The 22,102-nt window shown below is 50.3% G+C and carries 14 protein-coding genes; 10 read left to right on the forward strand and 4 right to left on the reverse strand.

The features are described from left to right. Positions 1 to 58: 58 nt before the first annotated feature. A complete protein-coding gene (locus tag ACN0YN_RS25530) occupies positions 59 to 1,852 on the reverse strand; it encodes a DEAD/DEAH box helicase (RefSeq protein ID WP_417387860.1) in 1,794 nt (597 codons plus the stop codon). A gap of 537 nt (positions 1,853 to 2,389) precedes the next feature. Between ACN0YN_RS25530 and ACN0YN_RS25535 the strand changes: the two genes are divergently transcribed. Together ACN0YN_RS25535 and ACN0YN_RS25540 are read left to right on the forward strand one after the other, a co-directional pair. Then, positions 2,390 to 4,450, forward strand: coding sequence for a prolyl oligopeptidase family serine peptidase (locus ACN0YN_RS25535; RefSeq protein ID WP_417387861.1), 2,061 nt, complete (start codon positions 2,390 to 2,392; stop codon positions 4,448 to 4,450). A 109-nt stretch (positions 4,451 to 4,559) separates the two neighbouring features. After that, positions 4,560 to 5,924 (forward strand): sulfatase, encoded by a 1,365-nt coding sequence (locus ACN0YN_RS25540; RefSeq protein WP_417387862.1) that lies wholly within the window; start codon positions 4,560 to 4,562, stop codon positions 5,922 to 5,924. 41 nt (positions 5,925 to 5,965) lie between these two features. On the opposite strand, the gene ACN0YN_RS25545 is transcribed toward ACN0YN_RS25540, so the two are convergent. Further along, positions 5,966 to 6,442 carry a DUF2203 domain-containing protein gene (locus ACN0YN_RS25545; protein ID WP_417387863.1) on the reverse strand — a complete coding sequence of 159 codons (477 nt, stop codon included), beginning with the start codon at positions 6,440 to 6,442 and terminating at the stop codon, positions 5,966 to 5,968. A gap of 170 nt (positions 6,443 to 6,612) precedes the next feature. Then, positions 6,613 to 7,659: an anthranilate phosphoribosyltransferase gene (gene trpD, locus ACN0YN_RS25550; protein ID WP_417387864.1), complete on the reverse strand. Its 1,047-nt coding sequence runs from the start codon at positions 7,657 to 7,659 to the stop codon at positions 6,613 to 6,615. 291 nt (positions 7,660 to 7,950) lie between these two features. On the opposite strand from trpD, the gene ACN0YN_RS25555 reads away from it, so the two are divergent. The 7 genes from ACN0YN_RS25555 (at position 7,951) to ACN0YN_RS25585 (ending at position 16,159) form a co-directional block, all read left to right on the forward strand. Continuing rightward, positions 7,951 to 9,096: a hypothetical protein gene (locus ACN0YN_RS25555; protein WP_417387865.1), complete on the forward strand. Its 1,146-nt coding sequence runs from the start codon at positions 7,951 to 7,953 to the stop codon at positions 9,094 to 9,096. Between the two features lie 53 nt (positions 9,097 to 9,149). Further along, complete coding sequence (locus tag ACN0YN_RS25560; protein WP_417387866.1) at positions 9,150 to 10,358, forward strand: PQQ-binding-like beta-propeller repeat protein; 1,209 nt, start codon at positions 9,150 to 9,152, stop codon at positions 10,356 to 10,358. Between the two features lie 47 nt (positions 10,359 to 10,405). Further along, positions 10,406 to 10,801, forward strand: coding sequence for a fluoride efflux transporter CrcB (gene crcB, locus ACN0YN_RS25565; RefSeq protein ID WP_417387867.1), 396 nt, complete (start codon positions 10,406 to 10,408; stop codon positions 10,799 to 10,801). Between the two features lie 253 nt (positions 10,802 to 11,054). Continuing rightward, the gene (locus ACN0YN_RS25570; RefSeq protein ID WP_417387868.1) at positions 11,055 to 11,567 is read left to right on the forward strand and encodes a TIGR03546 family protein; all 513 of its coding nucleotides are present in this window, start codon (positions 11,055 to 11,057) and stop codon (positions 11,565 to 11,567) included. After that, entirely contained in the window at positions 11,564 to 13,303 is a 1,740-nt protein-coding gene (locus tag ACN0YN_RS25575) for a TIGR03545 family protein (protein ID WP_417387869.1), read from the forward strand. The genes ACN0YN_RS25570 and ACN0YN_RS25575 overlap by 4 nt, the downstream gene beginning before the upstream one ends. Positions 13,304 to 13,804: 501 nt before the next feature. Beyond that, entirely contained in the window at positions 13,805 to 14,974 is a 1,170-nt protein-coding gene (locus ACN0YN_RS25580; RefSeq protein WP_417387870.1) for a M24 family metallopeptidase, read from the forward strand. Positions 14,975 to 15,163: 189 nt separating this feature from the next. After that, on the forward strand, positions 15,164 to 16,159 hold the full coding sequence (locus ACN0YN_RS25585; protein WP_417387871.1) for a cation diffusion facilitator family transporter: 996 nt from the start codon (positions 15,164 to 15,166) through the stop codon (positions 16,157 to 16,159). An 89-nt stretch (positions 16,160 to 16,248) separates the two neighbouring features. Here ACN0YN_RS25585 and ACN0YN_RS25590 read toward each other — a convergent pair whose 3' ends face one another. Continuing rightward, positions 16,249 to 17,685, reverse strand: a complete 1,437-nt coding sequence (locus ACN0YN_RS25590; protein ID WP_417387872.1) for a porin — start codon at positions 17,683 to 17,685, stop codon at positions 16,249 to 16,251. Between the two features lie 845 nt (positions 17,686 to 18,530). Here ACN0YN_RS25590 and ACN0YN_RS25595 point away from each other — a divergent pair. After that, positions 18,531 to 22,102 (forward strand): Ig-like domain-containing protein (locus tag ACN0YN_RS25595; RefSeq protein WP_417387873.1); only part of this gene is annotated, 3,572 nt, incomplete at its 3' end.

The raw sequence follows: 22,102 nt of genomic DNA on the forward strand, positions 1-22,102 counted from the left end.
GGCAACCGCGGTTTATTTTGTTTACAGCTGTTCTACTCTTTTTCAGACAGCAGTCCGATTAAGCTTTCTGCTGTCTCGGTTTTCCCTTTGCTTTGAAACGCTTCCGTTTCGGGACACCGGATTCCGTCTGATCCAGTCGGGAGATACGCAACTGTTGTCCGGAGACCCAGACATTTTTCAATGCCCGGAAGATATTGCGAGGCATGCCTTCCGGAAGGTCAACGGTGCTGTAATCATCGAAGATATCGATGCGACCGATGTACTGACTGTCCAGGTTTGCTTCGTTCGCGATGGCACCTACAATGTTCCCCGGTTTGACACCGTGACTGCGGCCCACTTGAACGCGGAAGCGTTCCATGCCTTCCTCGGGCGCTTCGCTGGTTGCCCTTTCGCGTTTGGGAGCAAATGCTTTCTCTTTGAATTCTTTATCCTTCGAGAAACGTCGTTCAGACTGGAACTGAGGTTTTCCGGAACTGTCCCGCTGTCGTTGAGGGGCTTCCCGATGTGAGTTTTCTCGCTGAGGTGTCTCTTTCAGGAACAGAGGACGTTTTCCCTGGAACATACAGGCCAGGGCAGCAGCGATATCGATCTCGGAACGCTCTGATTCGGCTTTGAACTCAGTCAGCAGTTTCTGGAACTGTTCAAAGTCGGGGTTATCCATGGCTTTGGTAACCGACTCTTTGAAACGTTCAGTACGTCGCTTGTTAATCTGATTGATGGAAGGCAGTTCCATCCGTTCAATTTTGAGCTTGATCGCCCGTTCGATGCCTGAGAGGGAACGAGTCTCGCGGGGAGAAACGAACATGATCGCTTCGCCTGTTCGGCCTGCACGTCCGGTTCGTCCGATACGGTGCACGTAGGCTTCAGAATCGCCAGGCAGATCGTAGTTGATCACATGGCTGATCCGATCGACGTCCAGTCCGCGGGCGGCAACGTCCGTCGCGATGACGATGTTGACGTGGCCAGCTTTTAACCGTCCAACGGTACGTTCGCGTTGTTTCTGTGGGATATCACCATTCAGAGGGGCAGCGAGAAACCCGCGTGCTTCCAGTTTTTCTGCAAGTTCGGTTGTGATGCTTTTGGTACGAACGAAAATGATCACACCGTCGGTGTCTTCCGCTTCCAGGATCCGGGTCAGGGCATCCAGTTTATGATGTCCCTTAGCCAACCAGTACCGCTGTCGAATGGTGTCTGCGGTCCGGGTTTTTACTTTGACAGTGATTTCTTCTGGCGATTTCAGGTAATTACCGGCAATTCTTCGAATCGCTTCAGGCATTGTCGCGGAAAAGAGCGCTGTCTGATGGTTGTCGGGAGTCTGCTCCAGAATCCATTCGACATCGTCAATAAAGCCCATCCGCAGCATTTCGTCGGCTTCATCCAGAACCAGGCAACGCAGGTTATCGAGTTTCAAAGTACCACGACGCATGTGGTCCATGACACGACCAGGTGTACCCACCACGACATGAACGCCTCGCTTTAAAGGCTGTAACTGTCCTTTGAAATCGGCACCACCATAGATAGGCAGAACCTGTAACCCATTGAGCTGTGAACCGTATTCTTTGAACGATTCCCCTACCTGAATGGCCAGTTCCCGGGTAGGAGCCAGGACCAGAACCTGGGGGGCATTGAGTTCCAGATCGATTTTCGAAAGTAAAGGCAGGGCAAATGCGGCTGTTTTACCGGTTCCTGTCTGTGCCTGTCCCACCAGGTCCTTGCCTTCCAGCAGATGGGGAATCGTCTGTGCCTGAATCGGTGTGGGAGTATCGTATCCAAGTTCAACCAGCGCATCCAGGACGGGCTGGCAGAGTGCTAAATCCGTAAATTTTGCCTGCGAAGAGACATCCGTTAACATACATCAACCTTTCGACGAACCCTCAGCCGGGAATGGCTGTACGTACTCGTCGTGTAATAGAGAAAAATGGGTCGTGCAACTATTTAGAAACAGGTGAGAGTCGGTCATACCCGACTCAGGGTTCATTTTCAGGGGCTATGCCTGAAAAGAGTTCTCCTTGAAGCTCTGCTTCGTATCACCCTGATGCTACTGTTTGAGAGCGGAAACCATACAAGGTTCGGCAAATGTAGCATTTACAACACGATAAAGATCAGCAAACAGCTGGTACTTTAATAAGAGATTCTGGAGATCAGCCATAAAGTGGTCAGGTCGTTTCTTACATTTACCTGACATTCAGGGCCACTCAACGCGGGGAATTATATCACTGGCTGATTTTAATTGCACGCCCGGAATCGTGAAAAACGCAGAATATCTGGTTTCATGGTCAGTTCTCAGGAAAAGCGGACAAAACAGCGTACGGCACTTAAGTCCCCTGCCTGTTTTACTCTACAATACCTGAAATTGAGATCATCAGCCCTTTTTCAGCGGAGTTGTGTTATGGATTCACTCGATGAGCCTGCGGAAAACAGGAATCAAGCAGAAGTACCCGATGAACAGTCACTGCTCTGGCTGGAGGAGATTGAGGGGGACCAGGCCCTCGACTGGGTCAGGGAGCAGAATAAGTCGACTTTGCAGGCGCTGACCAGTGATCCACGCTTTGAAGAATATCAAAGTGAAGCCTTGAAGATTCTGACCGCCTCCGATCGGATTACCTACGGAACGCTGCGTGGTGAGTTCGTGTATAACTTCTGGCGCGATGAACAGCACATTCGTGGTATCTGGCGACGCATGACTCTGAAACAGTTCAGGCAACAATCGCGGGAGTGGGAGGTTCTGTTGGATGTCGACCGGCTGGCGGAGACAGAAAAAGAGAACTGGATCTATAAAGGAGTCGACAGTCTCGGCCCTGCACACGAACGTTGCATCATCGAACTGGCACCCGGGGGGACTGATACCGCCGTGTATCGTGAATTCGATATTCCCTCACGTTCCTTTGTGAAGGATGGTTTCAACGTACCGCTGGCCAAAACCAATCTCTGCTGGGAGAACCGCGACCAGCTTCTGATCGCAACGGACTGGGGGGCAGGGAGTCTGAATACTTCCGGGTATGCGCGGATTCTCAAACGCTGGAAGCGGGGAACGCCGCTCTCCGCAGCGGAAACTCTGCTGGAAACGGATGTCGAAGAGACCTTTATCTATCCGATTGATCTGGAACATGCCGGTCAGCGCGTCTGTTTTGTGATGCGGGGGCATGACTTTTATCATTTCAGTTTTTACCTGGTGAATTCTGCCGGAACATTAAGTCAGTTGCCTCTACCACAGAAATGCAGTCTGTCAGGATTGTTTGCAGGACAGTTACTGGTCGAGTTGAAGGAAGCATGGCGGGGGTTTGCAGCGGGCGCGCTGATCAGTTTCTCGCTGGCAGAATTTCAGAAGTCGGGTGAAATCGGTGAAGTGCTGACGGTCTATGATCCCGGGGAGAGTGGCACGATTTCACAGGTGCGATGTGCGAAAGAAGCCGTGTATCTGACGGGAATCGAACATGTTGCCAGTCAGATTCGCGAGTTACGCCTGCAGGATCACCAGTGGCAGGGACGACTGCTTCCCTGGGGGACAAACGACGTGATCTCGATCAGCTCATCAGACAGTGGCAGCAACGACCTGCTGTTAGCCCGCGACGGTTTCCTGCAGCCAAGCAGCCTCTATTACGTTAATTTTCCCGAAGGCATCGATGAGCAGTTGCAATCGACCCCCGCACGATTTGATACCAGCGGACTGACCGTTGAGAAACATTTTGCGATCAGTGCGGATAAAACTGATGTCCCGTATTTCATTGTCTACCGGAAAGGAATGAAACTGGATCATACTGCGCCAGTCCTGCAGTATGGCTATGGCGGGTTCGAAATCTCGATTTTGCCTCATTACAACCCGATCATGGGCAAACTCTGGCTGGAAAAGGGGGGCGTGTATGTGCTCGCCAATATCCGCGGAGGAGGTGAGTATGGTCCACGCTGGCACGATTCCGCTCTGCAGGAGCATCGCCAGCGGGCATACGACGACTTTTTTGCAGTTGCGGAGGCGGTGCAGAGTAAAGGCTTCAGTTCTCCGAAACATTATGGTGCCATGGGACGCAGTAATGGCGGGCTGCTGATGGGGGTCGCTTTCACACAGCGTCCTGAGCTGTTTAACGCGATCGTGTGTGGCGTGCCTCTGCTGGATATGAAACGTTTTAACAAACTGCTGGCTGGTGCCAGCTGGATGGCTGAATATGGAAATCCAGATCTCCCCGAGCAATGGGAGTTCATCAGCCGGTATTCTCCTTTCCACAATTTGAAAGCCGAGCAGGCTTACCCCAAGGTCTATTTCTTCACCTCGACCAAAGATGATCGCGTTCATCCCGGGCATGCACGGAAAATGGCTGCCCGGATGGCTCAACTGGGGCACGAGTTTTTCTACTATGAAAATATCGAAGGAGGCCACAAAGGGAACGCCAATCAGAAACAGGAAGCGATGCTCAGTGCACTGGAATATCTCTATCTGATGCGACAGCTCGCCTGAGCCTGAATTGACACGAAAGGTCTGATCTGTTCCGATAGAGAACGATTTCAAAGCCGCTTGCCCTGAAATGACCCACCCGGTTTATTTACCCGCCGAGAGGATAATTGCTATGAGATACCGCCTGCCCTGTTGCTGGATGATGCTTTGTAATCTGGTCTTTCTTCATTTCTGTTTGTCAGCGACTGCTGCTGAAAAGCCAGCCAGGCGGCCGAACATTTTATTGATCACAGCGGATAACCTGGGATATGGCGACCTGGGTTGTTACGGGAACCCGGTCATGAAAACTCCCGTACTGGATCAACTGGCGTCAGAAGGAGTCCGGTTAACCGATTTTTATACTGCCTCTCCCACATGTACCGTATCACGGGCCACGCTGCTGACAGGCCGCTATCCTCAGCGTATCGGTTTGAATCATCAGTTGAGTGCGGATGAGAACTATGGTGATGGTCTGCGGAAAAGTGAGAAACTGATTCCTCAATATTTGAAACCTCTGGGGTATCGCACGGCCTGTTTTGGTAAGTGGAACGTCGGTTTTTCGCCGGGAAGTCGACCGACGGAGCGGGGCTTTGACGAGTTTTTCGGGTTTGCTGCGGGGAATATCGACTATTACCATCACTATTATGCCGGCCGACATGATTTATGGCGTGGCTTGAAAGAAGTTTTTGTCGAAGGCTATTCGACCGATCTGTTTGCAGATGCCGCCTGTCAGTACATTGCTGCTGAGAGCGAGCAGCCGTTTTTTATCTATCTGCCTTTCAACGCGCCTCATTTCCCCAGTCCGCGTAACAAGCAGCCTGGTCAGGGAAATGAATGGCAGGCACCCGCTCGCGCATTTGAACAATATGGGTATGATCCCCAAACGCAAAACCCGCAGGAGCGGTATCGCGCGGTCGTGACGGCACTCGATTCGGCCATTGGACGTGTCTTAAAGCAGCTGGATACGAGTGGTCTCCGGGAGAATACCATTGTGATCTGGTATTCTGACAATGGCGCTTTCATGCTGAAGGACCGGGGACTCGAAGTCGCCAGTAACAAACCCTTGCGCGATGGCGGTGTCACTTTGTGGGAAGGGGGGATTCGGGTTCCGGCGATCATCCGCTACCCCGGACATCTAAAAGCGGGGACTGTGAGTCAGAGCCAGTTCATCAGCCTGGATATTCTGCCGACCCTGATTACTCTCGCGGGAGGCAAACTTCCTGCAGGAAGTGTACTGGACGGACAGGACATGCTACCCGCTTTGACAGGAGCGACTGAGACGGAGCCGCGTACCCTCTTTTTTCAATATCGAAATTACAGTGCCGTCCGCAGAGGGAAATATAAACTGGTTCGCGTCAAACCCAGGCAGCCTTTTATGCTGTTTGATCTGGAACAGGACCTGTCAGAAACCACGAATCTGGCAGAGCAAAATCCGAAGAAGGTGACTGAGCTCCAGCAGGCATATGCGGACTGGGAGCGCGAAGTCGCTGAGAAATAAGAGCAGCCAAGCGGATTGAAAAACAGATGTGGAGCCACCGATTACATCAGGGGTGGCTCTTCTCCGTTTTCAAGCTCATGATTGAGTGATTCTTCGAAAAGCAGCTGGCGTTCTGAAAAACCTTCATCCAGGGTATGCCAGTAGTTCACATCGTCTTCGCCGGACTTCCAGCAGAGATAGACTTCTTTACCATCACGGAGGGCGGGGAAGTTGACAACACCCAAAGCAGGGTCTTCCAGCTCAACACCCAGTTCACGCAGTTCGGTGATGTAGGTTTCCAGCTGTTCGGTATCGTTTTCGATATCGATTTCCGCCTGCAGAAGTTCTTCGCTGTAGACGGAGTCTTCATCTCGCGCAGAAGCGCCTGGGAGCCGCTTGATTTCGTTGATGCGCTCACGACGATCGTTCAGGTTCTGATACAACTCGACGATGTCTCTGACGATTACCTGAACGAGTGGAAGACGAAGGTTGGCCTCTTCAGGTGTGAAAATCAGCTTTCTTTGTGCTTCAGCATTCATGATGAGACCTTATTTCTTCTAAACAGCCTTCAATTCAGTCAGGTGGCGGCGTCACTTGACTGCTGATGACTGTATCTGGTTTGTCGTAAGTTTTGGGGAATTATAAGAGGATGTTCAGATTCGGCAAGTCAACGTCTCTTAAAGACGTTCTGAAATCTGATTTCTCCCCTTTAATTTGAATTGTTTGTTTCCACAATAATCTTACTGGTAAACTTGATGAGATGTTTGAGTTTTTCGGATACTTTTCCCTCATCAATCAATCGAGCGACTTTTTGAACAGCTTGCTCCAGATTTGTTGCTTGTTCCGCTGCCAATAAGGCAGCAGATGCATTTGCAACAACAATATCACGAGCAGGACCCTGTTCACCATTCAGGATCTCGAGAATGATTTGAGCACTTTGCTCTGAGGAGCTGACGACCAACTGACTTACGTCACATTCTGGTAATCCGAAATCTGCAGCCGTCCATTCATAATAACGCAAATCTGCGCCGGTTATTTCAAAAACTGCTGTTTTCCCCCAGAGACTAACCTCATCCAGTTCTCCGTTTCCGCAGACAACCAATGCATGTTTTCGACCTAATTTCAGCAGGGCTTGAGCTATTTTTTCAGCTGCCTGTACAGAATTCGCCCCCAGTAACTGGTATTCTGCCTTCGCCGGATTTGTTAAAGGTCCAAGGTAATTAAAGATGGTGCGAATCCCCAGTTCCCGCCTGACGGGAGCGACATATTTCATCGCGGAATGCAACAGAGGAGCGAAACAGAATCCGATGCCGGTTTCTTTCAGGCATTGCCCGATTTGTTCAGGTGTCAGCTCGAGTTTCACCCCCAGGGCCTGCAGAACATCGGAAGAACCACTGGAGCTGGAGACGCTGCGATTTCCATGCTTGGCAACCGGAATTCCTGCAGAAGCAGCAACGATGGCAACAGCTGTGCTGATATTGAAGGTATGCAACTGATCGCCGCCCGTGCCACAGGTATCCAGTAATCCCGTGCAGTCGGTCGGAATTGCCAGGGCCCGTTCCTGCATGGCCCGCGCCGCTCCCACCAGTTCTTCTGGTGTTTCCCCTTTCATACGGAGTGCTGTCAGCAATGCTGCAATCTGCACCTCACTGCATTCACCCTGCATGATGGATGAAACAGCTTCATAGGCAGCATCACTTTCCAGGTTCTCTCCCTCAAGGAGTCGATTCAGCATAGTGCTGAGTACGCTTGGCATCGGTGTATTTCCAGATTCTCAAAAGCGGTCAGTTCCAGTCACGACGCGGATTATAGCAAAACCTGCTGTAAGAATCAGCCTATGGCATGTTTGATTGCCAGAAGTAATTTTATTTCAGGTCAGCTTCCTGCTTGAATTCCCAACTGGAATCACGGGAAAAAATGCTGACTTACTTGTTGGTGCCTGAATAAAACTGGTACAATTTGAGCCCACAGACTTTCAGACACTCCAGTTGGTCTTCCAGTTCGCGGGGGATCAGATTTCGAAACAATATACCATCGGGAGACTCCCATGCAGCGAAGCCGTTTTCTTTACTGCCTGATGTTCCTGTCCATGACATTGACTTCAGTCAAAGCGGATGATGTGGAACAGCAGATCAAGCAAATCAAACAGGTTCAAAAGGAGGGTCAGGGGAATCAGACCGCTTCTCAAGCTGTCCGGCAGCTTTCGAAAGCGGATGCCTCTGCATTGATCCCGATTCTGAACAGTTTTGAAGGTGCCAACCCGCTGGCTGTGAACTGGCTGTGCGGCGCATTTGAAGCGGTGGCTGCGAATGCGATTCAGCAGAAACAGTTACCTGCCGACAAGCTGGAAGCATTCGTGCTGGATAAATCCAAAAATCCCCGGGCACGGCGCCTGGCTTATGAAACCCTGATCAAAGTCGATCCGGAAGCCACCGACCGGATTATTCCCGGGATGATCAACGATGCCAGCGTCACTCTGCGACGCGATGCGGTTCAGCGATTGATCGATGAAGCCAAAGCATCAGAGAAAGCCGGCAAGAAAGAGGAAGCAAAACAGATTTATCAGCAGGCCATGAGCGGAGCGACTGATGATGATCAGGTGAAATCCATCGTCAAACCGTTGCGGGCATTAGGCGAAAAGATCGATCTGCAGAAACACTTCGGATTTCTGTCAGACTGGCAGATTATTGGTCCTTTCGATAACACGGAGCGCAAAGGTTACGATACGGTTTATGCCCCGGAAGAGAAGCTGGATTTTTCCGCCGCCTTAGAGGGCAAAGAGGGGAAGGTCAACTGGAAGTCAGTTAATACCGAAGATGATTACGGTATCTTTGACATTGCCAAAGAGATTTCGCCTTACAAAGGGGCAGTCATGTACTGTGCTGCCGACTTTTACAGTCCGGGTGAACAATCTCTGGAAATTCGACTGGGCACGCCAAACGCCTGGAAAATCTGGGTGAACGGCAAACTGTTATTTGCCCGCAACGAATACCATCGCGGGATGGTGATGGATCAGTACAGTGTGCCGGTCACCTTTAAGCCGGGTAAGAATGTCATCCTGCTCAAGCTCTGCCAGAATGAACAGACAGAAAGCTGGGCGCAGCGTTATCAGTTCCAGTTACGGATTGCCCGTCCGTCCGGAACAGGAGTTCTTTCGGAAAAGCCGGAAGCCACCACACAACTGTCGCGCTGAATCTTCTCCCAACTGAATTCACCCCAAGGCGATTTCCTGAAAAGGATGAACTCATGAAAAAAGAATCAATCAAACTGTTGATACCGGTCCTGGCTGTCTGCCTGTGTTGTGGTGCAGACTGGCCTCAGTTTCGCGGGCCTTTAACCAATAATGTTTCCATCACAGATGCCCCCCCGGCGAAAGTGGACCAGGAGAGCATTGCCTGGACTGCCGACCTGGAAGGCAGAGGCGCTTCAGGACCGATTATTGTCGGCGATAAAGTATTTCTCACGAGTACGACCGGATTCAAACAGGATCAGTTGCATGTACTCTGTTTTGATCTGAAAACCGGTAAGCAGCTCTGGGATCGCCAGTTCTGGGCTACGGGACGGACGCAGTGTCATAACAAGATGTGCGTCGCCACTCCCACGCCGGCCAGTGACGGCCAGAGAGTGTTTGCGACATTTTCCAGTAACGATGTGGTCTGTCTGGACCTGGATGGAAATCTACTCTGGGTGCGCGGACTGTCACATGACTTTCCCAATGCCAGCAACAGTCTGGGGATGGCTTCTTCTCCGGTCATCGTGGGCGAAACACTGGTGGTGCCGGTTGAGAACGACGATGATTCTTTCACAACGGGACTGGATGTCGAAACGGGAATCGCACGCTGGAAAATCAAGCGGCCCCGCGTTGCCAACTGGACCTCGCCTGCAATTTTAAAAGCTTCCCCCGAGTCGGAACCGCTGGTTTTGTTACAGTCCAGTGAAGGAGTCGATGCGATTTACCCGAAAACAGGGGAAACCGTCTGGCAGTACGAAGAGGGGGCAGGACGTATTCCATCTACGACAGTGGGAGAGAATACACTCTTCGTGCCTTCCAAGGGATTAACTGCATTGACTCCGGGATCCAGCAGTGAGCCACCGAAGGTCTTATGGTCTGAGCAGAAACTGTCGCCCGGTACTGCCAGTCCGCTGGTGTATCAAAAAAAGGTATTTACAGTCAACAATGCCGGTGTGCTCACCTGTGCCAACCCACAGACAGGGGATGTGATCTGGCGACTGCGCCTGAAGGGGCCCTTCAGTGCTACGCCGATCGCAGCAGCAAATCATCTTTACCTGATTAACGAAAAAGGATTGTTACAGGTAGTTCAGATTGGTGAAGAGCAGGGGGAAGTGACAGGAGAAGTCGATCTCAAAGAAACGATCCTGGCAACGCCGGCCATTTCTGATAATTCACTGTTTCTCCGCAGTGATCAGCATCTCTGGAAAATCTCTTCCAAGTAAGTCGCTTGTTCTATTGTTGAGAAACAGACTGAATAAAGGAAACACGGGTGTCACAACTGCTGGCTGTTGGACTGGGCGGCTTTATCGGAGCGATTGCACGTTACAGCATTACGGAATTCATGTCGCGAAAATATCCAGGGTTCCCGGCGGGGACCCTGGTCGTTAATGCCACCGGCTGTCTGCTGATCGGCATTCTCATGGCGCTGGTAACACACAGGCAGCTTCACCCTTCCGAACGGGTTCATGAGCATATCAGTCTGTTTTTAATAACAGGGCTCCTGGGATCACTCACCACTTTTTCCACATTCGGACACGAAACGGTCAGCCTGCTCAGGAATTCTGAGTTACATCATGCCTTTCTGAATATCTCAGGCAATCTGATCGTCGGTTTCTTTGCCGTCTGGGTGGGGTGGACTTCTGTAGTGTTCTGGCTGCAGAAATAGTGAAAACAGGGGGTATCCGACAGATATCAGTGCTTCTTCCAGCGGGATTGAGCTGGTATTTGGCCTTCAATCCGATCTGGAATTGCCCATGATCAACTTTTTAAATGTTAAGATTTTCTGATTATAACGATTAAGGTGAACTTCAAGCTCAGCCGATATTAACCCTAACGGGGGGAATTCTGCCTGACCTGATTCAGGCAGGCAGAATCTTTATTTCCCTTGTTTTTCAGGTTTTAGCGGAGTTCGCTGCGATATGTCTTACTGGCTTCGACCTCTGCGTTTTCTGGCAGGTGCCTTCAGTGGCGCCTCATCGCCCCGTCAACTGGCTCTGGGTTTCAGTATGGGGATGATTGTCGGCCTGGTTCCCAAAGATAATCTGACATCAGTATTACTGCTGTTTCTGCTGGCCAGTCTCAAAATCAACCTCAGCTCTGCTTCGCTGGCCACTCTGTTGTTCTCGTGGCTGACTTTACTGCTCGATCCATTGAGTCATCTGATTGGTCGCAGTGTGCTGCTGGCTGCTCCGCTACAGGGATTCTGGCGCTGGTTGTACGAAATGCCTCTGGCTCCCTGGACTGATTTCAATAATACAATTGTCATGGGCAGCCTGATTCTGGGGCTGTTACTGTTCTACCCCGTCTATCGCCTCACACGCCCGCTGTTTGAGAAATACACTCCTCTGGTCGCAGAGAAGCTCAAGAAGTATTGGATTGTGCAGGTCCTCTGGGGGACTGAAGTCAGTGTTGTGGCGGGGGATGTCGCATGAAATGGAATTATCTGCTCCCACGTCTGGCACTGGCAGCGATCATCTGGTGTTTTTTTGCTTTTGCCTTTGATCCACTGGTCCGTTCGGCCCTGGTGACAGTCGGCAGCTCGCTGACCGGAACGACAATTGAGGTTTTGGATCTGCAGACCGGTTTCTTTCCACCTTCAATTGAGACTGGACCCGGATGTATCGTCAGCCCCCGGGATGATAAAAGTTATCTCGCCTGTTTTGATCAGATGCAGTTGAAATTCTCCGGCAAGCCGCTTCTGTATCGTAAGCTGATCGTGGAAAACGCGTCTGTCTCCGGAGTGGAAATGTATGTTCCCCGGGATTTGACAGATGAATCAACGGTACGGACATCCGACCCGGAGAGAGTTGAATCCAGTATCAAATTCGGCAGATTTCGTCGCCTTTCAAGCCAGCTTGGTAAATCGGGTCTGGACATTTTAAAGACGACTGCTGCAGAACAACTCGATCCCAATCGCCTGGAAACCATGCGGGTTTCTAAAGCCATCCAGTCGGAATGGAAGCAGCGTTTTCAGACCTATGAGACGCGTCTCAAGCAGGTGAAACAGGAAGTGGATTCGGTTGAAAACTCGGTGAAAACAGCCGAGGGCAAGACGCTGGATAAAATCAAGACTTATGCCCAGTCAGCAGAACGCGTGGATCAACTGGTCAATCAAGGCAAGCAGATCCGTAATGAATTGAATTCGCTTCCTCAAATTGCCCAGCAGGACTATCAGCGGATTGAACGCGCCAAAGAACAGGATCTGGCGAACCTTAATCAGCTGATGGAATCTGTTTCACCGGATCCCCAGAAAATTCTGCATAGTCTGGTAGGAGAAGAATTGTCTCAGCAGATCGAACAGGTTTTCGGCTGGACGAATTTCATGTTTCAGACCGTACACGCGATGAAGGATGAACAGGAGCCGGAACGCATTCAGGGGGAATGGATCGATTTTCGCAGCGATGTGAACGATCCTGATGTGCTGTTTAAAGACATTCGGTTTTCGGGATTTGCCCGCAAGGATCAGGAACGCATCCCTTTTCTGGCGGTCATCAAAGACCTCTCTTCCACACCGAAGCAATATCAACACCCGATCCGAATTCAGGCACAGGTCGATGGGGATGCGCAGGTTAAGTTCGCAGGTGAATTAAAATTTTATGAAGCTGAACCGGCGCACGAATTTGTCGTGCATTTTAAATTGCCGCAGCAGAAAAAAATCAGGATTGAAAATTCAGACCGGATTTCACTGGCACTGGTCGCAGATCAGACAGAGTGCCGGTCTCACCTGACCTTTCGTCAGCAGGACTTTCAGTGCCAGATCGAGTTCAGCCAGACACCGGTCCGGTTTGAATTTGACAGCACTCGCCCCGAAGCACAATCCATTACCAGACTGTTACAGCAATCGTTGTCTTCGATCGATTCCATTTCTGCGACTCTGCATGGTTCCGGATCGTATGACAGACCGGAGTGGCGGATTGAATCCGGTTTGGGAGAGCAGGTGGCCCGTGGACTGACAGTGGCATTCCAGGCAGAACTTGCCCGGGGAAAAGAGAAGCTGGCTGCAGAAATTCAACAGCTGGCGAGTCAGGAACGCGAAAAGCTGATTCAGGAACTGAATCGCGATTATTCCGCACTTCTGGCAGATCTGGAGGCGGAAGAATCCAAAGTGCAGTCTGTGATTCAAAAAGTATCCGGCCGACCCCTGGGACTTCGCAGTTTACTCCGTTAATCACCAGTAAACTGCTGGCAGGAATCAAGATCCTGAAAATGACATTTTGTCCCAGCAATGATTCTTGCTGGAAATTCCCCTTGATTTCTCTTTAATTCTGATATGATTAATAACAGGGAACGGAGTGCGTTGCAGGATGCTGTTATTCTTCTTTATTCGCCTTTTCTGGCTGCATACCTCCTGTCCACTACCTGAACTTCATTTCTTTTTTCGGTCAGAAGAATCTGATGATAGGAACTGTTAAGATGAAAGCGGTCATTCTTGGCCGAGTTCTCTGATAAATACTTGACTTCAGGATTTTTCATTACAAAACTCAGTAATTAAAGCTACATTCAAACATACGTATTTCAGACTGTGTCCAGTTTTACTGTAGCGTCTCCAGGTCCATTTGGACCGAGTATATTAGATTGTGAGACGCTATGGTTAAATGTGACGCGCTCTAGAGGGTCGCCTGCGTGTATTTGAGTTGTCGATCGTAATTGTTTCAACGGGGAGCCGTTTATGACCATCGTGGCAGTGAATGCTCATGCACCTATCTCTTCAGGAGAAATCCCCACGACAGACCCTCGGCGTGCAACGGATGTCGAACAGAAACAGCAGCAGATCATTGCGATTCTGGAAGAGCTGGAACTGGATGCCATCCTGCTGCAGTCTCCCGAAAATATCGCCTGGTTTACAACGGGCGCAGATTTAACGCGTGCCGGTTCGAATGAGAGCTGTGCCGCTGTTTTTATTACCCAGGATGCGCGACTGGTTGCCAGCAGTAATGTGGACGCCAATCAGATTTTTGACCGTGCGATTCCCGGGCTGGGATTCCAGATTAAAACCCGTCCGTGGTATGAACCATTGTCACAGCTGATTCGGGACTTGTGCAAAGGTCGCAAGGTTGCCAGTGATACGGGGGTTGAATCGACGTTGAATCTCTCTGAACGACTCAAGTCGTTACGGATTCCATTCAGTGAGCTCGAAGGCGAACGAATGCGGGAGCTGGGGAAACTGGTTTCCCACGCTGTCGAAGCAACCGCGCGTCGTGTTGAGCGAGGACAGACGGAACAGGAAATTGCCGGCTGTCTGTCGCATCGCTTGTTAAAGCATGGCGTCACTCCTAAACGTCTGCAGGTCATGGTGGACGGGCAGAGCATCCGCTACCGTCACTGGGGGTACGGCGAGGATCGGCTGGAACGGTATTGTGTGATTTCCGCCGTTGGATCCCAGAACGGACTACACGCGGCTGCCACGCGAACGGTTTCCCTGGGCAAGCCTCCTTCCAGCTTTATCAAGTCCCATCATCTGGCCCTGCTGATGCAGGCGACCGGGATGTATTTTTCCAAACCAGGCTGGGCATTTTTTGATACCTGGAACCGGGTGAAACGCATCTATGAAAAATACGAATGCCCCGATGAATGGCAGCATTCCGATCAGGCAGACATCATTGGTTATTCACCAGCAGAGACTTCGATTCTCCTGAACAGTGAGTTCACACTGCAGCCGGGGATGGCTGCCTTCTGGCATCCTTCTGTAGGACCTGCCATGACCGGGGATACGATTCTGATTGAAGAAGATCAGACCATCATGATTACCCCGATGGAACAATGGCCGACTGCCAAAATCATGGTGAAAGAGCATCAGCTTACCTTGCCGGACATCCTGATTCTGCCTGATGAAGCATAAAGTGGCTCGAGAAAAATTCGAGCCAGGATGCAGAAAACCGGAATGAATCGCCGCTTCAATTGAGTTCACACTTGTCAAACCGTGGAATTCAAATCAAGATTAACGGCAGGCAGGTCTGATTGCTTCCGGAATCTTCGGGATTAGATTCGACCTGGTCAGATCGAGTGACTTTCTTGTGTTGTGATGCTCATGAATATTGCGGATTCCTCAGGAAAACCAGGTTCCTCTTCAGAGAGCCCCCTGCTTGATGTCTTTCCGGAACCACTGGAGGTTTCCGAGGATGTTTCGCGCGTTCGCCGGCGTCGAACCACACGGTTATTCAAAGTCGCGTGGCTGGGGATTTCGGTCCGCCTGTGTGTGATCGTCATGGAACTCGTAGGGCTCTGGTTCCTCGGCCATTCAGTTCTGCTCGTTGATGCTCTGGCCAGTGGTGCTGATGTATTGACTTCCCTGGGGATTCTGTTTGCCATCCGGCTGGCCGAACAGCCTCCTGATGACGACCATCCGTTTGGACACGGCCGCTTTGAACCACTGGCAGGTTTTCAATTAGGGATCCTGATTCTGATCGTGGGAGCAGCCACATTCGGATACCAGTTGTTTGCCGCCATCAGTCATGCGCATTCTGAGGTCATTGGCTGGGTGAGTTGGACGATCCCTCTGTTTGCAGCGGTTTTACTGGAAGGTACCTGTCGAGTCGTGTTCCGCATGGCAAAACAGGAGCAGAGCTCGGCCATGATTGCGGAAGCCTATCACTACCGGGTTGATGCGATCACGAGTTTTGTGGCTGCCTTCGGTTTGCTGGTCGCCAGCCAGTTACCCGGCTACGGGCATCTGATCGATCATATTACAGCCATGATTCTCTCTGTGATCATGGTTTATCTGGGATGGGTAGCAGCCCGGGAGAACCTGCATGAACTGACCGATAAAGTGCCCCACCAGAAATATTTTGATCAGGTAAAAGCTTCGGCGATGAAAGTAGAGGGAGTACTGGATGTCGAGAAAGTTCGCATTCAGACTGCAGGACCTGATGCCCACGTCAACATTGATATTGAGGTGAATCCCAACGAAACGGTTGATCAGGCCCATTTGACCGCACAACAGGTCAGATATCAGATCCAGCTCGACTGGCCGACGGTTCGTGAAGTCGTGGTCCATGTCGAACCTTACTACGAGGCAGACCACTAGAACGCATCACATTTAACCATCGCGTCTGTCAGTCTATTCTACTCGGTCCAAATGGACCTGGAGACGCTATAAGTAAAACTAGCCACAGTCTAGAAGCGGATGATGACATCGCCGCCCAGCAGGACCTGGTAATCCGACTGGAAGGTGCGATAAGGCTTTATAGTATTTCCGAAGAAGTTCGCCTGTGTGTTTGACCAGTCGAAACGCAGTTCGGGACGAACCGTGACACAGGGGTGAGGACGCCAGTTCGCTCCCAAGGTCAGTTCATAGTAATTGCCACCCGTGGCTAAAGGTTCTGGAAGCTGCAGCACGCGTGAGAAATTCTGATCGCGGAAAAGTTCGAATCGGGTTCCGACGGCAAAGGTATCAGTTACATCGTAGTACAGGTATTGATTGAACGAATACCATTTGGCGGGAACTACCTGGAGCTGGTTATTGATGGTTCCGTTGTCCTGAATTCCGAAATCACTCTGGAAGACGTAAGTCAGTTTGTCGGTGAATTCATGCGACAACACAAAACTGATCAGCGTACGGTTGGCTGTGTTGCTGGCACCATTGTCCTGATCTCCGGAAGTCAGAGTCAGATTGATACTGGTATCTTTGCAGGCACTGGTCCAGCCGATTCCAGCCAGCAGTTCCGCATCATCATTGGGGTCTTCCCAGGCATCCCAGCCGCGGGCAACACCGGCGAGGAGTTGCAGTTGTTCTGTCACCTGGAAGGTTGTCAAAATACCGGTATGAGTAAATGGCTCACCATACTGCATCGTATAGGAGTGAGAATAGAAGAAGTTATCTGGTGCCGTTACTTTTTCGTATCCGATCGGAGTATAGAAGTGTCCTGCTTTAATGCTGACCCCTTCCAGCCAGGGCACATAGACTTCGGCATAAAGTTGTGGCATTGCCAGACCGTACATGGCATAAGTGTTGCCACCACTGGTACGGGGACCATTTCCACTGTTCCAGTGTGGTGATCCATCGGATTCGGTTTCGAGTCCCAGTGCAGTAGTGTAGAAATAATCGGTACCGTACAGCAGGTCAGCCCGGAAACCCCAGTCCAATTCATCACCGCCATAATTCACCTGGCGTTCCATGAACAGGTACAGCTGATTCATCTGGTATTCGTTAGAGCGGTCATTAAATGTGACAGGCAGGTTGAAATTATTGGTTGGTTTCTGGAAGTTACCCGTAAATCCCTGATCAATCCACCCGCCTACCTGGATGCGGTTTGATCTCATCGACGGGTAAACCGGCGAATGACTCATCAGGAACTGATCGAGAAAATTGCAGCACTGACATTCCGGCAGGCACATCTCATTCACGCAGTTCGCGGTTCCCGGGTCGGTCGAATCACAGCTTTGCGTGTCTGGCATGGAGAGTGAAACTGGCTGATATACGCGATCCGCTTCAGTCTGGAGATCAGACACTGAATCTGCCGTTTCAACCTCATACTGCTGGCTAAAACCGGTTGCCGGCACACTGATCGCCAAGGCAGTTATAATCCATTGTGTGATTTTTTTGATTCGCATCTTATTCCAACTCGTGCGATAGACTGGCGATTATGTAAACATATGGCTATGTGTATGTTTTGTTTGTCCGTTTGTGATCCACGATTCAAGCAGCCATCTGAGGAAAAAAGATGGTTTACTTCAACTTGGGGCATTCACTCTTCCCAAACAGGAAGTTTCGTCACTCAGATCAGCCTGCAGCTATAAGTTACCGGAACTAAAGTTCCTCTATCAGTTTCGGTTTTCTGGTGGCGTGATCGGACCCTAATTCTTTGATAACTTATGTCTTTGCGCTGATTTTATGGTTTAAACGCTACTCTCACCGTTTAATTACCCATTTTATGAATTGAGCATTTTAAATGCTTGAATGAACACTAAATACAGTGTACTTTTGGTGGGGGAGAGATATTCGCATGGAGCAGGACAAGAAACCGGATGGGCTTCTGAAGCCGGGTTGCTTTAAAGCAACCCGGCATTTCTGTTTCATAAGTTGAACATAGATGTTGATTTGAGACATCAGACCAACCTAACCCTGCTACTGAACAGAATGCGATTTTCTGCCCTGACCTTTATGACAGTCCTACAATCCGAACCAGGATACCTAAACATCGCAGATTGCCATTTTATTAATTGCAATTAGTAGATTCATAGGCAAAGATATTCCATTAAGTGCATTAATATCTGCGATCTTGAGCCAAAGTCTCGTATTCAAAAAAAGAAAAACCTTTTAATGAACGGACAGTTGACTGTTAGGTTTAATGCATGCAATCGTCAAAGTATGTGTCTATTTTGACAGTAAAAATCCCTCACTGATCATTCCGGTTTTTAACAGACCAATACCAGAAACTGATACGAGTAAAAATTCTATGAAGAGCCTGAAAAGACTGTTTGGCCGTAAATCTACTCGCAAATTCATTCGCCGACTGCCATTTCGGATCTCACGTCCGATCGGGTACGCAAGCCATGTCGAGCGGCTTGAGGATCGAACATTGCTTGCCAGCAATATTCTGGCTTCTCTGGAAAGTTCTGTGAATCAGCCAAACGATACGACGGAATTACTCCTGAATATCGGCCCAGGCAGCTCGCCGACGCTTGGTTTTGAAGTGCATGCAACACCAGGTTCTGCCTTCAATCCCGCTGCAATTCAGCTTATTAATACCAGCACGAATGCCGTGGTTCCGTTGAATCTGGCTGAAAACGACCATGCCGGTACAAGTAATTCGTTGACACTGGCCACTCTGGCACCTGGTGAATACTCACTGCTGGTACACGGCCAGACTTCTGCCACCGGCGGGTTCATCGTGGATGTATTTCTCCCCGGTGACTCGGATGGCAGCGGAACTGTGAGTGATACGGAATACAACTACGCTCTGGCGGCGTCTTATCAGAATCTCTTCGGCTTCAACAGTTTTACGAGCCAGTTCTATATTCAGTCGATGGGACTCAATCCAAACACCAACTTCTACTCACCTGAGTACGATAGTGATATGGATGGAGATGTCGACAACAATGACCTGCAGATGATGAACTCCAACCGGAATATTGCGCCCATCCAGCTGCAACTGATCGGTGACCAGGATGCGCCGGCGGTGATCGCCGGTCTGGAAGTCGATTCCGGGGTCTCCAATTCGGATGGCATCACCAACGAGCTGAAGATCGTGGGAACAGTGACCGATGAGAGTCTGATCACGCAATTCAAAGTCTCTCTTAATGGGGGAAGTTATGTAGATATCTTTGGGTTGATTTCTGGCGGTGCGAGTGGGGGAACATTTACCCTCGATCGTACTTTTCTGAATAGCCTGGATAGTATGAATGGTGGATCAGGTCTGGAAGGGGGTGTCCACACGCTGTATTTCCTGACTGTGGACGAGCATACTAATGTCAGTGCTGTCAGTGCTTTTACTGTTTCATTTGTGCTGGATGAAACTGACCCGACTGTTGGCGCCCCGATTCTTGATCAGACGACACATGAAGATTTTTCTGTTGATCTTCCCACGGCTCAAGATATAGACCTGGGACCGCTGAGCAACTACTTCAACCAGAATGGAGGGACTCCGCTCAGCTATCAGGTGGTCAGTATGACCGAAGCGATTGTTGAAGTAGATTTCTCTACGGGAAATCTGATTCTGAAATCGGTAGCGGATGCGTACGGAACAACGGAAATCCAAATTCAGGCTGTTGACGTTGCCGGTAATCTATCGGGCACTAGTACATTTTCGGTCACAATCACTCAGGTCAACGACGCCCCGGTTGCCGTAGACGATGACCTTGACGCATATGAAAATATTGTCATAGGTTATTCCGCACCGGAATTACTGCTCAATGATAGCGATGTGGAAAATGATACTCTGACTGTGACAGAGGTCAATGGTTCCGCAGGGAATGTGGGGAGCTATATTACCATCGGAGCCGGCGGAAAAGTGAAGGTCGAATCAGATGGTTCAATTTCTTTTGATCCTTCCGGAGCCTATGAATCTCTGGCAGCCGATGAGACTGCGACTGAAACTTTGACTTACACTATCAGTGATGGAAACGGCGGCATTGATACCGCAACTGTGACATTCACAATCTATGGTATCAACGATGATCCTGTGGCCAACACTGACACTGATTCAACCGATGAAGATAATGTGACTGGAGGGAATGTACTTACGAATGATACTGACATTGATACGAGTGACATTCTGACCGTAACTGCAGTCAATGGGGTCGCACTTTCCGGACCCACAGGAAATGTCTTTTCACTCTCCTCCGGCGCCATTGTCACTATCAATGCTGATGGCACCTATCAGTACAATCCCAACGGTGCTTTTGAAGATCTGGCTGTAACCGAAACAATCTCTGATACCTTCACTTACACCATCAGCGATGGTAACGGTGGCACCGATACCGCAACTGTAACGATCACGATCGACGGTGTGAATGATGCTCCCGTGGCGGAAAATGACGTGTTTACTACAGATGAAGATACAGCAATCTTCAATGCCAATCTGTTTGCCGATACCGGAAACGGTGCTGATAGTGACGTCGATCAGAGTGACTCCTTTACTGTGACCGGAATCAAAGAGGGAATGACGACCGGAACCGTGGGCAGTGCATTCACGCTCGCCTCGGGAGCCACTGTACTGATTCGTGCAAATGGCACGTTCGACTATAATCCCAACGGCGCCTTCGAAGGCCTGGGCGTCAATGAATCCGATACGGACACCTTTACCTACACGATTGATGACGGTAACGGCGGCACCGATACGGCTACCGTCACGATTACCATTAATGGCGTGAACGATGCACCAGTTGCCCAGGATGATGAGTTGAGTACAGACGAGGATACCGTTTTAAATGGAAACCTCTTCGATGATAATAACCATGGTCAGGATTCTGATGCGGATGACAACGACAGTTTCACGATTGTTGAAGTGAACGGCCAGACCGCCGATGTCGGGCAAACGATCACACTGGGCACCGGAGCATTATTGACAGTCAACAGCGATGGGACTTTCAGCTATAACCCGAATGGGGCTTATGAAGAACTCGGTTTGAATTATCTGACAGGTGACAACTTTACTTATAAAATTCAAGATTCACAGGGCGCGACTGATACTGCCTTTGTATCCATTTCAATCGACGGTGTGAACGATGCTCCGACTGTCTCAGCAGTGGCTATTTCCGCTGTGGAAGATGGACCTACAGTTAATGGTTCTTTCGCCGGTGATGATATTGACCTGGATGACGATCCGGGAGATCTGACTTACAATATCACCGTACAGCCCGCAGAAGGAACTGTTCAAAATAATAACGACGGGACTTTTACATTTAATCCCGGGGCCGACTTCCAGGATCTGGCAGAAGGGGAAACCCGTCTGGCTACGTTTACCTATACCGCGACTGATTCGCATGGTGCCGTCAGCGGCACGCAGAGTGTCACCGTCACGGTAACAGGAGTGAATGATACTCCGACGACTGCAACTGACAGCCTTGCCGCGACCGAAGATGGGGGTACCGTGACAACCGGTGTGTTGGCCGACGATGTGGACAGCGACGATGACGCTGACTCGTTGAGCTACGCGATCACCAATCAGCCGATTGAAGGGATTGCGTCTGCGAACGGTGACGGTACCTTCACGTTCGATCCGGGGGACGATTTCCAGGATCTATCTGCTGGTGAAACCCGTGAAGTGTCATTTACTTATACTGCAACTGACAAACACGGATTATTCAACACGGGCACGGTCACTGTGACTGTCACCGGCGTGAACGATCCTCCCACGGCCGGTGATGACGAAATTGATGCGACCGAAGATGGTGCACCTGTCACCACCGGCGTTCTGGCAGACGATGTGGATAACGATAATAATGCCGGCACTCTGATCTATGCGATCACCAGCCAGCCGGGCGAAGGGAGCGCCTCTTCGAATGGTGACGGTACTTTCACGTTCAA

It is taken from the genome of Gimesia sp. (assembly GCF_048260065.1).
In the GTDB taxonomy this organism is placed as follows: domain Bacteria; phylum Planctomycetota; class Planctomycetia; order Planctomycetales; family Planctomycetaceae; genus Gimesia.

Coding starts and splice junctions, on each gene's coding strand:
- ACN0YN_RS25555 (WP_417387865.1), top strand. CDS start 7,951: ATGCAGCGAAGCCGTTTTCTTTACTGCCTGATGTTCCTGTCCATGACA.
- ACN0YN_RS25530 (WP_417387860.1), bottom strand. CDS start 1,852: ATGTTAACGGATGTCTCTTCGCAGGCAAAATTTACGGATTTAGCACTC.
- ACN0YN_RS25545 (WP_417387863.1), bottom strand. CDS start 6,442: ATGAATGCTGAAGCACAAAGAAAGCTGATTTTCACACCTGAAGAGGCC.
- ACN0YN_RS25535 (WP_417387861.1), top strand. CDS start 2,390: ATGGATTCACTCGATGAGCCTGCGGAAAACAGGAATCAAGCAGAAGTA.
- ACN0YN_RS25585 (WP_417387871.1), top strand. CDS start 15,164: ATGAATATTGCGGATTCCTCAGGAAAACCAGGTTCCTCTTCAGAGAGC.
- ACN0YN_RS25575 (WP_417387869.1), top strand. CDS start 11,564: ATGAAATGGAATTATCTGCTCCCACGTCTGGCACTGGCAGCGATCATC.
- trpD (WP_417387864.1), bottom strand. CDS start 7,659: ATGCCAAGCGTACTCAGCACTATGCTGAATCGACTCCTTGAGGGAGAG.
- ACN0YN_RS25580 (WP_417387870.1), top strand. CDS start 13,805: ATGACCATCGTGGCAGTGAATGCTCATGCACCTATCTCTTCAGGAGAA.
- ACN0YN_RS25560 (WP_417387866.1), top strand. CDS start 9,150: ATGAAAAAAGAATCAATCAAACTGTTGATACCGGTCCTGGCTGTCTGC.
- ACN0YN_RS25570 (WP_417387868.1), top strand. CDS start 11,055: ATGTCTTACTGGCTTCGACCTCTGCGTTTTCTGGCAGGTGCCTTCAGT.
- ACN0YN_RS25540 (WP_417387862.1), top strand. CDS start 4,560: ATGAGATACCGCCTGCCCTGTTGCTGGATGATGCTTTGTAATCTGGTC.
- ACN0YN_RS25590 (WP_417387872.1), bottom strand. CDS start 17,685: ATGCGAATCAAAAAAATCACACAATGGATTATAACTGCCTTGGCGATC.